The organism is Amycolatopsis sp. NBC_01488, assembly GCF_036227105.1.
Taxonomy (GTDB): domain Bacteria; phylum Actinomycetota; class Actinomycetes; order Mycobacteriales; family Pseudonocardiaceae; genus Amycolatopsis.
In genome coordinates this window covers 7,107,181-7,121,816 of record NZ_CP109434.1, presented here as the reverse complement: position 1 = coordinate 7,121,816, position 14,636 = coordinate 7,107,181, and the positions used below count along the sequence as shown (strand labels likewise).

The 14,636-nt window shown below is 69.9% G+C and carries 10 protein-coding genes; 2 read left to right on the top strand and 8 right to left on the bottom strand.

Annotation, left to right across the window (positions count from 1 at the left end; genetic code table 11):
• Positions 1 to 43: 43 nt before the first annotated feature.
• The 4 genes from OG738_RS33755 to OG738_RS33740 are packed head-to-tail and all read right to left on the bottom strand — an operon-like array spanning position 44 to position 5,573.
• The gene (locus tag OG738_RS33755; RefSeq protein ID WP_329047197.1) at positions 44 to 901 is read right to left on the bottom strand and encodes a 2Fe-2S iron-sulfur cluster-binding protein; all 858 of its coding nucleotides are present in this window, start codon (positions 899 to 901) and stop codon (positions 44 to 46) included.
• The gene (locus tag OG738_RS33750) at positions 898 to 2,643 is read right to left on the bottom strand and encodes an NAD(P)H-dependent oxidoreductase subunit E (RefSeq protein WP_329047196.1); all 1,746 of its coding nucleotides are present in this window, start codon (positions 2,641 to 2,643) and stop codon (positions 898 to 900) included. The genes OG738_RS33755 and OG738_RS33750 overlap by 4 nt, the downstream gene beginning before the upstream one ends.
• Before the next feature lies 1 nt (position 2,644).
• A complete protein-coding gene (locus OG738_RS33745) occupies positions 2,645 to 4,564 on the bottom strand; it encodes a molybdopterin oxidoreductase family protein (RefSeq protein ID WP_329047195.1) in 1,920 nt (639 codons plus the stop codon).
• Between the two features lie 13 nt (positions 4,565 to 4,577).
• Positions 4,578 to 5,573: a 2-dehydropantoate 2-reductase gene (locus OG738_RS33740; protein WP_329047194.1), complete on the bottom strand. Its 996-nt coding sequence runs from the start codon at positions 5,571 to 5,573 to the stop codon at positions 4,578 to 4,580.
• Positions 5,574 to 5,789: 216 nt separating this feature from the next.
• Here OG738_RS33740 and OG738_RS33735 point away from each other — a divergent pair, with 216 nt between their 5' ends.
• Positions 5,790 to 6,527 carry a GntR family transcriptional regulator gene (locus tag OG738_RS33735; RefSeq protein ID WP_329047193.1) on the top strand — a complete coding sequence of 246 codons (738 nt, stop codon included), beginning with the start codon at positions 5,790 to 5,792 and terminating at the stop codon, positions 6,525 to 6,527.
• Between the two features lie 29 nt (positions 6,528 to 6,556).
• On the opposite strand, the gene OG738_RS33730 is transcribed toward OG738_RS33735, so the two are convergent.
• The 4 genes from OG738_RS33730 to OG738_RS33715 all read right to left on the bottom strand — a co-directional run bounded on the left by OG738_RS33730 (position 6,557) and on the right by OG738_RS33715 (position 13,206).
• Positions 6,557 to 7,933, bottom strand: a complete 1,377-nt coding sequence (locus tag OG738_RS33730) for an OFA family MFS transporter (RefSeq protein WP_329047192.1) — start codon at positions 7,931 to 7,933, stop codon at positions 6,557 to 6,559.
• A 165-nt stretch (positions 7,934 to 8,098) separates the two neighbouring features.
• Positions 8,099 to 10,225, bottom strand: a complete 2,127-nt coding sequence (locus OG738_RS33725) for an acetate--CoA ligase family protein (protein WP_329047191.1) — start codon at positions 10,223 to 10,225, stop codon at positions 8,099 to 8,101.
• Positions 10,226 to 11,455: a formyl-CoA transferase gene (gene frc, locus OG738_RS33720; protein ID WP_329047190.1), complete on the bottom strand. Its 1,230-nt coding sequence runs from the start codon at positions 11,453 to 11,455 to the stop codon at positions 10,226 to 10,228.
• Positions 11,456 to 11,469: 14 nt separating this feature from the next.
• Positions 11,470 to 13,206 (bottom strand): thiamine pyrophosphate-binding protein, encoded by a 1,737-nt coding sequence (locus OG738_RS33715; RefSeq protein WP_329047189.1) that lies wholly within the window; start codon positions 13,204 to 13,206, stop codon positions 11,470 to 11,472.
• A 284-nt stretch (positions 13,207 to 13,490) separates the two neighbouring features.
• Here OG738_RS33715 and sucC point away from each other — a divergent pair, with 284 nt between their 5' ends.
• A complete protein-coding gene (sucC, locus tag OG738_RS33710; RefSeq protein WP_329047188.1) occupies positions 13,491 to 14,636 on the top strand; it encodes an ADP-forming succinate--CoA ligase subunit beta in 1,146 nt (381 codons plus the stop codon).

Sequence of the window (14,636 nt, the reverse complement as noted above, 5' to 3'; positions counted from 1 at the left end):
GGCGCCGCGGCTCGTCGAGCCGCGGCGCCTCCGAGGACTGCCGCTACCGGTTCTGGACGTGCTGCCAGCCGAAGCGGCCCTTGATGCACAGGTTGCCGTGGGTCACCGAGCTTTCGTGGGGCGACGTCACCTTGACGATCTCGTTGTCCTGGACGTGCAGGGTCAGGTTGCAGCCCACCCCGCAGAACGTGCAGACGGTCGTCGTCTGCGTCTGGCGTGCTTCGTCCCAGGTGCCGTCCTCGCGCTTGTCGTATTCGCGCTTGAAGCTGAGAGCCCCGGTCGGGCAGACCTCGACGCAGTTGCCGCAGTACACGCACGCGCTGTCCGGCAGCGGGTTCGAGAACTCCGTCGAAATCCGCGCGTCGAACCCGCGGCCGGCGACGGTGATGGCGAACGAGTTCTGCCACTGATCACCGCACGCGTCGACGCACTTGTAGCAGAGGATGCACTTCTCGTAGTCGCGGACGTACAGCTCGTTGTCCACAATGGCCGGTTGCGCCACCGTCGCGGCGTCCGGGCCGAAGCGGTCGGGGTCGGCGCCGGTTTCCGCCAGCCACTCCGCGACGCCCGGCGTCGTCGACAGGTCCGTCGCCGATGCCAGCAGCTCCAGGACGACCTTGCGGCTCGTGCGCGTCCGCTCCGAATCGGTGTGCACCACCATCCCCGGCTCCGCTTTGCGCGAGCACGACGGCACCAGCGTCCGCGAGCCCTCGACCTCCACCATGCAGACGCGGCAGGCGTTCGCCGGTTCCAGGGTGTCGCCGTAGCACAGCGTCGGGATCTCCTTGCCCGCCGCCGTGCACGCGTCGAGGATGGTCGAGCCCTCGGGCACCCGGACGCTCTCGCCGTCCACAGTGAACTCGACCAGGCGGCGGGGGATCCCTATGTCCACAATGGTCACTGGAGAGCTCCCAATCGGTCGATGGCGGATTCGATGGCGTTCCAGGCGGTCTGGCCGAGCCCGCAGATCGACGAGTCCCGCATCACCTGCCCGACCTCGCGCAGCAACGGCCGCTCGTCCGAACCGGCCGACAGAACGCGGTGGATCGCCTCCTCCTGCCGCACCGTCCCGATCCGGCACGGGACGCACTGCCCGCACGACTCGTCGCGGAAGAACGACGCAATTCGCAGCAGGAACCCGCCGAGGTCGGCCAGGTCGTCGAGCACCAGGACGACACCAGACCCCAGTGTCGTCTTCGCCGCCCGCGCGTCCTCGAACGTCAGCGGCAGGTCCAGCTCGTCCGGCCGGACGAATCCGCCCGCGGCGCCGCCCAGGAGGATCGCGCGCAGCGAACGGCCCTCGGGCACTCCCCCGGCCAGCTCGAGCAGCGAGCGCAGGGTCGTGCCGAACGGCACCTCGTAGACGCCGGGCCGTTCGACGTTCCCGGACAGGCAGAACAGCTTCGGCCCGGCCGACGCTTCCGTCCCGATCGCCCGGTACGCGGCCGCGCCCTCGGTCAGGATCAGCGGCACGTTGACCAGCGTCTCGACGTTGTTCACCACCGTCGGCTTGCCGAACAGCCCCTTCTCGACCGGGAACGGCGGCTTCGTGCGGGGTTCGCCGCGGAAGCCTTCGATCGAGTTGAAGATCGCGGTCTCCTCGCCGCAGATGTACGCGCCCGCCCCACGCCGGATCTCGATGTCGAACGAGAACCCTTCGTGGCCCATGATGTCGGCGCCGAGGAATCCGCGCTCGCGGCAGACGTCGAGGGCGTTCCGCAGCAGCCGCAACGCCCGCGGGTACTCACCGCGAAGGTAGACGAAGCCGCGCTGCGCGCCGATCGCGAACGCGGCGATCGTCATCGCCTCGACCAGCGCGTACGGGTCGCCTTCGAGCAGCACGCGGTCCTTGAACGTCCCGGGTTCGCTCTCGTCGGCGTTGCACACGAGGTAGTGCGGCCCGGCGGGCTGCGCGGCCGTGGCCGCCCACTTGCGTCCGGTCGGGAACGCGGCCCCGCCCCGCCCGAGCAGCCCGGAGTCGGTGACCTCGCGGATCACCGCGGCCTCGCCCATCCGCAGCGCGTTCCGCAGGGCCGCGTAGCCACCGGCCGCGCGGTAGTCGTCCAAACTGGACGGATCGACCACGCCCACCCGGCGCAGCAGCCGCAACCCGTCCTTCTGGTGAATGACCGGCGCCGCACCCTCCCGGGTGGACGGTCCCCGGCCGGCCGCGAGCACGGCCGACGCACCGGTCGCCGGGGCGATCAGCTCGGTCGTGGCCGGGTCGCCTGCCTGGAACGTCAGCGCCGCGGGGGCTCGTTCGCAGACGCCGAGGCACGGGCTGCGCAGCCACGTGACCCCGCCGCGTGCCTTCCCCGCGGCGCCGACGTGCTCGGTGAGGACGTCGCACACGGTGTCCGCGCCCTTGAGCCGGCAGGCCAGGTCGGTGCACACGTGCACGACCCGTTCCGGGCGTTCTTCCAGCGCGAACAGCGAGTAGAAGCTCGCCACGCCGTACGCGTCGGCGGGCGGCACGTGCAGCGCCTCGCAGATGAGGTTCAGCGCGCCCTGGCTGATCCAGCCGACCCGGTCGTTGACCGCGTGCAGGGCGGGGAGCAGCTGGTCGCGCCCGCCGCCGGCGAACCCAGCGACGGCCTCGCGTTCCTCGCGGGTGGCGACGGCGTCGAGGAGTTTGAGATCCACCTCAGACCTCCGCCGGCAGCTTCTCGACGCGGATCGCCGCGGCCTTGTACTCGGCGGTCCCGGCGATCGGGCAGGTCGCCTCGATGGTGATGACGTTGACGTCGACCTCGTCCGGGAAGTGGAAGGTCATGAACGCCAGCCCGGGCTTCAGGCCCTTGTCGAGCCGGACCGGGGCGACGATCTCCCCCCGCCGCGACGAGATCCGGACCAGTTCGTCGGGTTCGACGCCGAGCGACCGCGCGTCCTCCGGGCAGAGGTCGAGGGTCTCGCCCTGCCGCAGCGGCGACGGGAACCCGCCCGACTGGACGCCGGTGTTGTAGGAGTCCAGGCGCCGGCCGGTGGTGAGCCGGATCGGGAACTCCTCGGTGAGCAGGTCGACCGGCGGGCTGTGCTCGAGCACCGTGAACGGCGCCGGGCGGCCGCGTTCGGCCGGGTCCTCGGCCCACAGGCGGCCGTGCAGGAACGTCGGTTCGAGGGTGTCCTCGGAGTAGCACGGCCACTGGATGCCGCCCAGCTCTTCCAGGCGCGCATACGACATCCCGGCGTGCATGGGCGACAACGAGCGCAGCTCGTCCCAGACCTGCTCGCCGCCGGTGTAGTGCCAGTCGTGGCCGAGCCGGCGGGCCAGCTCCGACAGCAGTTCGATGTCGTCGCGGGCACCTTCCGGCGGATCGAGGGCCTTGCGGACGCGCTGCACCCGGCGTTCGGAGTTGGTGAACGTGCCATCGCTCTCGCACCAGGCCGCCGAGGCGGGCAGCACGACGTCGGCCAGCTGCGCGGTCTTCGTCAGGAAGATGTCCTGCACCACCAGATGATCCACATTGGACAGTCGTTTGATCGTGTGCTCGCAGTCCGCTTCGGACTGGACCGGATTCTCGCCGATGATGTACACGCAGGTCAGGTCGCCGCGTTCCATCGCGTCGAGCATCTGGGTCAGGTTGAGCCCCTTGTGCGGCGGGATCGACGAGCCCCACGCCGCGTCGAACTTGGCCCGGACGTCCGCGTCGAGGATGTCCTGGAAGCCCGGCATCCGGTCCGGGATGGCGCCCATGTCGCCGCCGCCCTGGACGTTGTTCTGCCCGCGCAGCGGGTTCAGCCCGGCGCCGTAGCGGCCGACCTGCCCGGCCAGCAGCGCGAGGTTGATCAGCGCGAGGACGTTGTCGGTGCCGTTGTGGTGCTCGGTGATGCCGAGCGTCCACGACAGCTGCCCGCGGTCGGCCCGGGCGTACGTGTGCGCCAGCTCGCGGATCAGCTCGGCCGGGACGCCGGTGGTCTTCTCGGCCACCTCCAGCGTCCACGGTTCGACCGACGCGGCGAACTCGGCGAACCCCTCGGTGGCGCGCTCGATGAACGTCGTGTTCGCCAGTCCGGAGTGGATGATCTCGCGGGCGATCGCGTGGGCCAGCGGGATGTCCGTGCCGACTTCGAGCTGCAGCTGCCGGTGCGCCCAGCTCGCGGTGCTGGTCTGCCGCGGGTCGACGACGAAGAGCTTCGCTCCCTTGTGGACCGCCTTGAGCACGTGCTGGAAGAAGATCGGGTGCGCCTCGCGGGGGTTGCCGCCCCAGATGACGATGACGTCGGCGTCCTCGATCTCCTGGTACGACGACGTCCCGCCGCCGCTGTCGAACACCCGCGCCAGCCCGGCAACGCTGGGCGCGTGGCAGGTGCGGTTGCACGAGTCGACGTTGTTCGTGCCGATCACCGCGCGGGTGAACTTCTGCGCGACGAAGTTCATCTCGTTGGTCGCGCGGGCGCACGAGAACATCCCGAACGCCTCGGGGCCCTTGGCTTCCAGGGTGCGGCGGATCCCGGCGGCGGCCCGGTCGAGGGCCTCCTCCCAGGTCGCCGGGCGCAGCACGCCGGAGTCGCGCACCAGGGGCTGCGTGAGCCGCACGTACGGCTCGGTCTTCCTGCGCTTCACGGGCACCTCCGGTTCAGTGCGCCCCGACGGGGACGGGCGGGTTGCTGGTGTGGTCGAGCAGCGAGATGGCGGCGTGGACGTGCCGCAGCGCGGGCGCGGGCACGCCGGTGAGACCGGCCAGCTCCACGACCGCGCCGATGATCGCGTCGATCTCGAGGGGCTTGCCCGCTTCGAGGTCCTGCAGCATCGACGTCTTGTGGTGGCCGACGCGCCAGGCGCCGTCGATGCGCTTCTCGACCGAGACGCCGGGGTCGCTGCCGGCCGCACGGGCGATGGCCAGGGTTTCGGTCATCATCGTGGCGACCAGCGCGCGCGTGTCGTCGTGCTCGCACATCTGGGCCATCGTCGCCCGGGTCAGCGCCGAGAGCGGGTTGAAGGCGACGTTGCCCATCAGCTTGATCCAGATGTCGTCGCGCAGCCGCGGTTCGACCGGCGCCTTGAGGCCGCCGGCGATCATCGCCGCGCTGAGCACCTTGCACCGGGCGGAGATCTCGCCGTCCGGCTCGCCGAGGGAGAACCGGGTGCCTTCCAGGTGCCGGATCACGCCCGGTTCCTCGATGACCGTGGAGCAGTAGACGACGCAGCCGATCGCGCGCCGCAGCTCCAGCACGGCGGTGACCGAGCCACCCGGGTCGACGGTCTCGACGCGGTGCCCTTCGAGCGGATGCCCGGCCAGGCCGTGGAAGTACCACCACGGGATCCCGTTCTGCGCGGCCACGACCGCGGTGTCCGGGCCGAGCAGCGGGGCGAGGAGCGGTCCGCACGCGGCGTAGGAGTTCGCTTTCAGCCCGAGGAACACGAAGTCGACGGGGCCGACTTCGGCCGGGTCGTCCGTGACGTGCGGGTGCGCGGTGAAGTCGCCGCGCGGGCTGAGCACGCGGACGCCGTGCTCGCGCATCGCCGCGAGGTGGGCCCGCCGGGCGATCAGGTGCACCTCGGTCCCGCCGCGGTGCAGCGCGGCCCCGACGTAGGCACCGATCGCCCCGGCCCCGAGAACAGCCACCTTCATGATGTGCCTCCCACTTCGGTCCAGCACGTGATTGCATACAGTATCCTGGATCCACTTTGGGGACCAGAGTCTTTCTCCACGCGGTCACTTCGCCTGGGCGCACTTGATCCAACTCGGTACAAACCGCCACGACCGGGTGAGTCGCTGGGATTTTGCATACCAAAACCTGTATCCTGATCGCAGATCATCGCGTTCCTCTCCCCTTCGAGGTGTCCCGTGAGCCAGCCCGCTTCCCCGCTCCCCGACCGCGGCCCGAGCGGCCGCCGCACGGCCAAGGGCTCGCTCAGCTCGACCGCCGCCAAGCGCGTCGAACGGCCGGCCCCGCTGCGCCAGGTCGTCTACGAGGCTCTCGCCGAGCTGATCATCAATCGCACCCTCGAACCCGGGCAGCACCTGGTCGAAGCCGACCTCGCCGAGTACCTCGGCGTCAGCCGGCAGCCCGTCCGCGAAGCCCTGCAGCGGCTGCAGAGCGAAGGCTGGGTCGACCTCCGCCCCGCCCAGGGCGCGTTCGTGCACCTGCCGACCGACGAGGAGGCCGACCAGCTGCTGAGCGTCCGCAGCGTGCTGGAGACGCACTCCGCGAAGCTCGCCGCCGGCAACGCGACCCCGGAGGACGTCCGGCGCCTGTGGGACCTGCAGCAGGCCGGAGTCCAGGCACTGCACGCCGAAGACACCGAAGGCCTGGTCGCGGCCAACGCCGCCCTCCACGCGTTCATCACCCAGCTGTCGGGGAACGCCGTGCTCGCGGAGCTGATCGGGCTCGTCGACCGCCGGGTCCGCTGGTACTACACGCCGATCGCCCAGCCCCGCGGGCGGGACGCGTGGAGCGAGCACGACGAGCTGATCCACGCGATCTCCGACGGCGACACCGGCGCCGCGGAGAAGATCATGGCCAAGCACACCGAACGGACCCGCCAGGCCTACCACGAACGTCCGGAAGCTCCCCGATCCTGATTTCGGCAGGACCGGGGAGCGTCACCGGATCAGCCGCCGGCCGCGGCTGAAGGCCGCGCCACCAGCTCGGTTTCGGCGAGCTGGTGGCGGGTCCGGCCGGGCTGGCGCAGGAACAGCGTCAGCACCGCCGAAAGGAGCGCGATGCACCCGGCGAGGATGTACGCGCCGGTGTAGCCCCACGCGCTGACGACGCCCGCGGCGAGCCCGCCGCCGCCGACGCCGCCGACCAGTTTCGCGCTGTAGACCAGGCCGTAGTTCGACGCGTTGTTGTTCTCGCCGAAGTAGTCCGGCACGAGCGCGGCGAACAGCGGGTAGAAGGCGCCGCCGCCGAACCCGGTCAGGAACGCGAACACCATGAACAGCACCAGGTTGTGCGTGTTCCCGGCGTACAGCACGCCGAACTGGGCGAAGGCCGCGATCACCAGCACCAGCGTGAGCGTCTGCTTGCGCCCCAGCTTGTCCGACGCCCAGCCGACGACCGCGCGGCCGGTGCCGTTCACGATGGCCAGCACACCGGCCGAAGAGGCCGCGACGAACGCGCCGAAGTGGCTCTCCTTGGCGAACGGCACCTGGAAGTTGATGCCGAACAGCGAGACCCCGCCGATGATCACCAGGCTCATCCACATCAGCGGGAGCATGCCGGTCCGGATGGCCTCCATCGGCGTGAACTGCCGGACCGCCGGCGGGTTCTTGGCCAGGCTCTTCACGCCCGTCTTGCCCTTCGCCCAGGAGATCGGGTCGACCTCCTTCGGCCACCAGCTCTTCGGCGGGTCCTTGAACAGGAACCCGCACACGCCGACGACGATCAGCATGTACAGGCCGATGCCGTCCAGTACCCCGGTCACGTTCTCGTGCCCGAGGAACGCGCTGAACAGGTAGATGAACGGCACCGAACCGTAGGCGAAGCCGCCGTTCACGAACCCGGTCCGCGCGCCGCGCTTCTCCGGGTACCACTTGCCGACCATGTTGATGCAGGTCGCGTACACGAGCCCGGCGCCGGTGCCGCCGAGGACCGAGTACCCGATGAACGCCAACATCAGGTTCCCGCTGTGCGCGATCGTGAAGTAGCCGATGCCGCTGCACACGGCCCCGACCAGCATCGCCGTCTTGGCCGAGACGACGTTGCGCTCTCTGAGCCGGCCCGCCGGGAACGCCACCCCGGCCTGGAACACCGCCCAGATGCTCGCCAGCCAGAACGCGTCCGACAGCGTCCAGCCGTACTTCTCCTCCAGCGTGCCCTCGACGGCGCCCCAGCCGTACTCGAACACGCTGACCGCCATCATGGCGATCCAGGGCAGCCAGACCATCCAGCTGCGCGAGCGCCCCATGAGGTCCTGCGGGGACTCGCCTACCCGGTACACCCGTCCGTTCTCGTCAGTGATCTCCTGGTATGTGGCTGCGGTCATAAGAGTTCTCTTTCGTCACCGTTGACTCAGATATCCGGTGCTTCGCCCCGGGCCGGGGGCTCCGCCACCCGGACCCCCGAAAGCACTGGTGTCCCTCTGTTGCCGTCGTCGTGCGGTGGATCTTCGTCCTTTCCTCGTGGATGGGCCAGCCCCTGTGGAGGACGCTCAGAGCAGGCCCGCGGCCCGCGCCCAGCGGTACTTCGCGCCGAGCACCGCCACGGGCTTCTCGGTCGTGTACGGGTAGGCGACGACGCCGTGGTCGTAGAGGTAGTCACTCGCCTCTTCGACTTCGACGTCGCCGGAGAGCGACGCGACGACGGGCTTGTGGATGCCCTTCGCGCGGTACTCTTCGACCACTTCGGACACCAGTTCGGCGAACACCATCGGCGGGGTGACGATGGTGTGCCAGTAGCCCAGGATCAGGGCGTGGATGCGGTCGTCCTCGAGGCCCAGCGCGATGGTGTTGCGGTAGGTCGAGGGCGGTTCGCCGCCGGTGATGTCGACCGGGTTGCCGGCCGCGCCGAAGGGCGGGATGAACTTCCGGAACGCCGTGTCGAGGTCCGGCGGGATCTCCATCAGGCTCAGCCCGTTGTCGACGCAGGCGTCCGAGAGCAGCACGCCCGAGCCGCCGGCACCGGTGATGATGACGACGTTCTCGCCCTGCGGCGTCGGCAGCAGCGGGATGCCGCGGGCGTACTCGAGCATGTCGTTCAGCCCGGGCGCCCGGATCACGCCGCTCTGGCGCAGGATGTCGTCGTACACCTTGTCGTCGCCGGCCAGCGCGCCGGTGTGCGAGCTGGCCGCCTTGGCGCCCTGCGACGTCCGCCCGGCCTTGAGCACGACGACCGGCTTGCGCTTCGAAACCCGCTTAGCCGTTTCGGCGAACGAGCGACCGTCCTTGAGGTCCTCGAGGTGCATCGCGACGAGCTGGGTGTTGTCGTCCTGCTCGAAGAAGGTGAGCAGGTCGTCCTCGTCGATGTCGGCCTTGTTCCCCACGCCGACGATCGAGGACACGCCCATCTTCGCCGAGCGGCTGAAGCCGAGGATCGCCATCCCGATGCCGCCGCTCTGCGACGAGAGGGCCACGCCGCCCTTGACGTCATACGGTGTGCAGAACGTCGCGGACAGGTTCTCCGGCGTGTAGTAGTAGCCGTAGATGTTCGGCCCGAGGATGCGGACGCCGTGCTTGCGCGCGATCGCGACGACCTCGTCCTGCAGCTCGATGTTGCCGGTCTCGCCGAAGCCGGACGGAATGAGGATCGCCCCGGCCGCGCCCTTCTTGCCGACCTCTTCCAAGGCCGCGGGAACGAACTTCGCCGGGATGGCGAAGACCGCGACGTCCACGTCGCCGGGGACGTCGGTGATGCTCGCGTAGGCCTTGCGGTCGAGGATCTCGGCGGCCTTGGGGTTGATCGGGTGGATCTCGCCCGCGTACCCGCCGTTGACCAGGTTCTTCATCACCGAGTTGCCGATCTTGCCGGCTTCGGCCGACGCGCCGATCACCGCGATCGACGCCGGTTTCATGATCCGGTTCATCGAGGCGAGGATCTCCTCCTGGGTGAACCGGAAGGGTTCCTTCGCCGCGTCCGGGTCGACCAGGATCCGGACGTCGACCGCGGTGGCCCCGCGTGCGGTCGCGAGCACCGGGTTGAGGTCCACTTCGGACAGCTGCGGGAAGTCGGCGACGAGCTGGCCGAGGCTGGTGATCACGGCGGCGAGCGCGTCACGGTCTACAGGATCCGAACCACGGACCCCCCGCAGGATTTCCGCCGCCTGGATACCGTCGATCATCGACAGTGCTTCCTCGGTGCTCGTCGGCGCGAGCCGGAAGGTGACGTCCTTGAGCACCTCCACCAGCACTCCGCCGAGGCCGAACGCGACGATCTTGCCGAAGGTCGGGTCGGTGACCGAGCCGATGATCACCTCCTGGCCCTCGGTGAGCATCTGCTGGACCTGGACGCCGAGGATCCGGGCGTCGGCGTTGTACGCCTTCGCGTTCTCGACGATCTTCTCGAAGCCCGCCTTCACCGCTTCGGCGTCCTTCAGCCCGACGAGCACGCCGCCGGCTTCGGTCTTGTGCAGGATGTCCGGGGAAACGATCTTGAGCACCACCGGCAGGCCGATCTCTCCGGCGTGCGCCACGGCCTCGCCGGCCGTCGTGGCCAGCCGCTCGGCCGGGGTCGGGATACCGTATGCCTCGCACACCGCACGCCCCTCGGGCGCGGTCAGCGAAGACCGCCCCTCGGCGGCCGCCTGGTCGAGGATCTTCTCGACCGCCGCACGATCCGCCACTCAGATCACCCCCGCCGCACGGAACTTCTCCAGCTCGGCCTCGCCGTAGCCGAGTTCGGCCAGCACCTCGTCGTTGTGCTCGCCCAGCAGCGGCGACCGTTCGATCTCGACCGGCGAGTCGGACAGCTTGAGCGGGCAGCCGACGGTCTTGAAGCTGCCGCGTTCCGGGTGCGCAACCTCGACGACCGAGCCGAGCTCGGCCAGGGTGTCGTCCTCGATCAGTTCCTTCGTGGACAGGATCGGTCCACAAGGGATGTTGTGGGCGTTGAGCTTCTCCAGCACTTCCCACTTGGTGTGCTTCTCGGTCCACTCCTCGACGAGGGCGAACATCTTGTCCAGTTTGGACAGCCGGACCTCCGGGGTGGCCCACGCCGGGTCCTCGGCCAGCTCCGCCTTGCCGATCAGGCGGGCGAGTGGCGCCCAGCCGGGTGGCTGGACGATCACGTAGATGTAGTCGTTCGGCCCGCCGGGCGCGCACTTGACCGCCCAGCCGGGCTGGCCGCCGCCGGAGGCGTTGCCCGAGCGCGGGACCTCGTCGCCGAAGTGGTCGTTCGGGTACTCGCCGAGCGGCCCGTGTGCCAGGCGCTGCTGGTCGCGCAGCTTGACCCGGCACAGGTTGAGCACGGCGTCCTGCATGGCGACCTGGACGCGCTGGCCACGTCCGGTGGAGGTCCGCTGGTAGAGCGCGGCGAGGATGGCGGCCACCAGGTGGATGCCGGTGCCGGAGTCGCCGATCTGCGCGCCGGTCGCGGTCGGGGGTCCGTCCTCGAAGCCGGTGGTGCTCATCGCGCCGCCCATGGCCTGCGCGATCACTTCGTAGGCCTTGAAATCGGCGTAGCGGCCGGGGCCGAACCCCTTGATCGAGGCGTAGATCAGCCGCGGGTTGAGCGCCGAGAGTTTGTCCCACGGGTAGCCGAACCGGTCGACGACGCCCGGGCCGAAGTTCTCGACCAGGATGTCCACTCCGGACACGAGCCTCTCGAAGACTTCCTTGCCCTCGGCGCTCTTCATGTTCAGCGTGATGCTGCGCTTGTTCGCGTTGAGCATCGTGAAGTAGAGACTGTCCACTCCGGGCAGGTCGCGCAGCTGGCCGCGCGTGATGTCGCCCCGGCCGGGGGTTTCGAGCTTGATCACGTCCGCGCCGAGCCAGGCCAGCAGCTGCGTCGACGACGGTCCGGACTGCACGTGCGTCATGTCGAGGACGCGGACGCCCTCCAGTGCCTTACCCATGCGTTGGCCTCCGCTCACTTGTACATGGTCTGGTTCATGGTTCCGGGGGCGTACACGTCGGGGTCGACCCAGACGTTGATCAGCGACGGCTTGCCGGACTCCCGCGCCCGCAGCAGCGCCGGCCCGATGTCGGCCGGGTCGCGGACTTCTTCGCCGTAACCGCCGAGCATCCGCGCGAACTCGTCGTAGCGGACGTCGCCGAGGGTGTTGCCGACGCGCTCGCGCGGCAGCCCGTACTTCGCGGCCTGGCCGTAGCGGATCTGGTTCATCGACGAGTTGTTGCCGACGATCCCGACGAACGGCAGGTCGAACCGCACCAGCGTCTCGAAGTCCCAGCCGGTGAGGCTGAAGGCGCCGTCGCCGAAGAGCGCGACGACCTCCTTGTCCGGGCGGGCGTGCTTCGCGGCCAGGACGAACGGGATGCCGACGCCGAGTGTCCCGAGTGGACCCGGGTCCATCCAGTGGCCGGGCGACTTCGGCTGCACGACCTGGCCGGAGAAGGTGACGATGTCGCCGCCGTCGCCGATGTAGATCGAGTCCTCGGTGAGGAACTCGTTGATCTCGTGCACCAGCCGGTACGGGTGGATCGGGCTCGCGTCCGAGTGCTGCAGCGGCAGCCGCTTCTGCTTCGCCTTCTCCTCCACCGCCTGGAGTTCTTCGAGCCAGGCCTTCCGGCCGACGGCACCGTTGTCGGCGCGGCCGGACGCGGCCTCGGCGACCGCGGCGAGGACCTGCCCGGCGTCGCCGACGATGCCGAGGTCGATGTCGCGGTTCTTGCCGACCGTGCGGTAGTCGAGGTCGATCTGGACGACGGCGGCGTCCTTCGACAGCCGCTTGCCGTAGCCCATCCGGAAGTCGAACGGGGTGCCGACGATGACGATGACGTCGGCGTTGTCGAAGGCGTAGCGGCGCGAGAGCTGGAAGTGGTGCGGATCGCCCGGCGGCAGCGTGCCGCGGCCGGCGCCGTTCATGTACGCCGGGATGTTGAGCGTGCGCACCAGGTCGACGGCCGGCTCGGTGGCCCGCGTGGTCCAGACCTGGCTGCCGAGCAGGATGGCCGGCTTCTTCGCGTGCACCAGCAGGTCGGCGAGCTTCTCGATGTCGGCGGGGTCGCCCGCGTTCTTCGTCGACGCGCGGTAGCGGCCGGCCTCCGGGATGCGGGCCTGCTCCAGGGGTACCCGCGCGTCGAGGACGTCGCGCGGGATCTCCAGGAACGACGGCCCGGGCGCACCGGCGTAGGCCTCGCGGAACGCCATCGACACGAGGTCGGCGACGCGCGCGGTGTGCGGCACGGTGGCGGCGAACTTGGTGATCGGCGTCATCATGTCCACGTGCGGGAGGTCCTGCAGCGACCCCATCTTGTGCTGGGTGAGCGCGCCCTGGCCGCCGATGAGCAGCATCGGGCTCTCCGCGCGCAGGGCGTTCGCGACCCCGGTGACCGCGTCGGTGGTGCCGGGTCCCGCGGTGACGACCGCGCAGCCGGGCTTGCCGGTGATCCGCGCGTAGCCGTCGGCCGCGTGTGCCGCGACCTGCTCGTGCCGGACGTCGATGACCTCGATGCCTTCGTCGACGCAGCCGTCGTAGATGTCGATGATGTGGCCGCCGCAGAGGGTGAAGATCGTGTCGACCCCTTCGGCCTTCAGCGCCTTCGCCACGAGGTGGCCACCCGATATTTCGGCGGGCGCGGGCTCGGCGCCGTTCGTCGCTCGGGCACTCTCCCCCGCGGTGGTGCCGGTCGTTGTCAGCGCCATTGCTCAACTCCTCTGGTCCGCCGCCGGATCTCTCTTGTCCGGCGCTCCGTACTCGGTCCGCTCGTCGCCGCTGCCCTGTCCGTCGAGGTCAGCGGCCTCTTCGCGGCAGACTGTAGATTGCATACCGTATGGGGTAGGCATATAGTCACTCTTCAAGCAGCCCGTGTCCAGGGCTATCCGCAGGGTTTTTCCCGGGCCTCGATCCCGCCCCCGCGGACCGTCAATGCACGCCCGGACACGGCGGATCTCCTCGCCCTGCCCCGTTGCGGAAAGGACGCCCCCGCATGGATCTCTTCGAACACGAAGCCCGTGACCTCTTCGAGAAGCACGGCGTTCCCGTCCCCCGCGGGCGGGTCGCCGCCGACCCCGCCGCGGTCCGGTCCGCGGCGGCCGAACTGGGCGGCCCGGTGGTCGTCAAGGCCCAGGTGAAGACCGGCGGCCGCGGCAAGGCGGGCGGTGTCCGCGTAGTGCATACAGCCGACGACGCCGAACAGGCCGCCGACGACATCCTCGACATGGACATCAAGGGCCACACCGTGCACCGCGTCCTGGTGACCGAAGCCAGCGAGATCGCCGAGGAGTACTACGTCTCCTTCCTGCTCGACCGCGCCGCGCGCACGTTCCTCGCGATGGCGTCGGTCCACGGCGGCATGGAGATCGAGGAGGTCGCGGCCACCGATCCGGCGGCGCTCGTCCGCGTTCCCGTGGACCCGCTCGCCGGCGTCGACTCCGCCGCGGTGGCCGCCGCGTTCCCCGCCGACGTCCGCGCCGAGCTCGCCGACGTCGTCGAGAAGCTGTGGGACGTCTTCGTCGCCGAAGACTGCACGCTGGTCGAGGTCAACCCGCTGGCCAGGACGTCCACCGGGATCGTCGCGCTCGACGGCAAGATCACCTTGGACGACAACGCGTCCTTCCGCCGGTCCGGTGCGTTCGACGACACCTCGGACGGCGACGCGCTGGAGCGCGAGGCCCGTGCGAAGGGCCTCAACTACGTCAAGCTCGACGGCGACATCGGCGTGATCGGCAACGGCGCCGGCCTGGTCATGTCCACTTTGGACGTCGTGGCGGCCGCCGCCGCGGAGGCCGGCGCGCGCGGGCCGGCGAACTTCCTCGACATCGGCGGCGGTGCCTCGGCCGAGGTGATGGTGAACGGGCTGACGGTGATCCTCGGCGACCCGCAGGTGCGCAGCGTGTTCGTCAACGTCTTCGGCGGGATCACCGCGTGCGACGCCGTCGCGACGGGGATCGTGCGGTCGCTGGAGATCCTCGGCGCGCGGGCCACCAAGCCCCTCGTGGTCCGGCTCGACGGGAACAACGTCACCGAAGGCAGGCGGATCCTCGCCGAAGCCGCCCACCCCCTGGTCACCGTGGTGGCCACCATGGACGACGCCGCCCGCGAGGCGGCGAAGCTCGCGATCGCGGAGGTCTGA

Coding starts and splice junctions, on each gene's coding strand:
- frc (WP_329047190.1), bottom strand. CDS start 11,455: ATGGGTAAGGCACTGGAGGGCGTCCGCGTCCTCGACATGACGCACGTG.
- OG738_RS33715 (WP_329047189.1), bottom strand. CDS start 13,206: ATGGCGCTGACAACGACCGGCACCACCGCGGGGGAGAGTGCCCGAGCG.
- OG738_RS33740 (WP_329047194.1), bottom strand. CDS start 5,573: ATGAAGGTGGCTGTTCTCGGGGCCGGGGCGATCGGTGCCTACGTCGGG.
- OG738_RS33730 (WP_329047192.1), bottom strand. CDS start 7,933: ATGACCGCAGCCACATACCAGGAGATCACTGACGAGAACGGACGGGTG.
- sucC (WP_329047188.1), top strand. CDS start 13,491: ATGGATCTCTTCGAACACGAAGCCCGTGACCTCTTCGAGAAGCACGGC.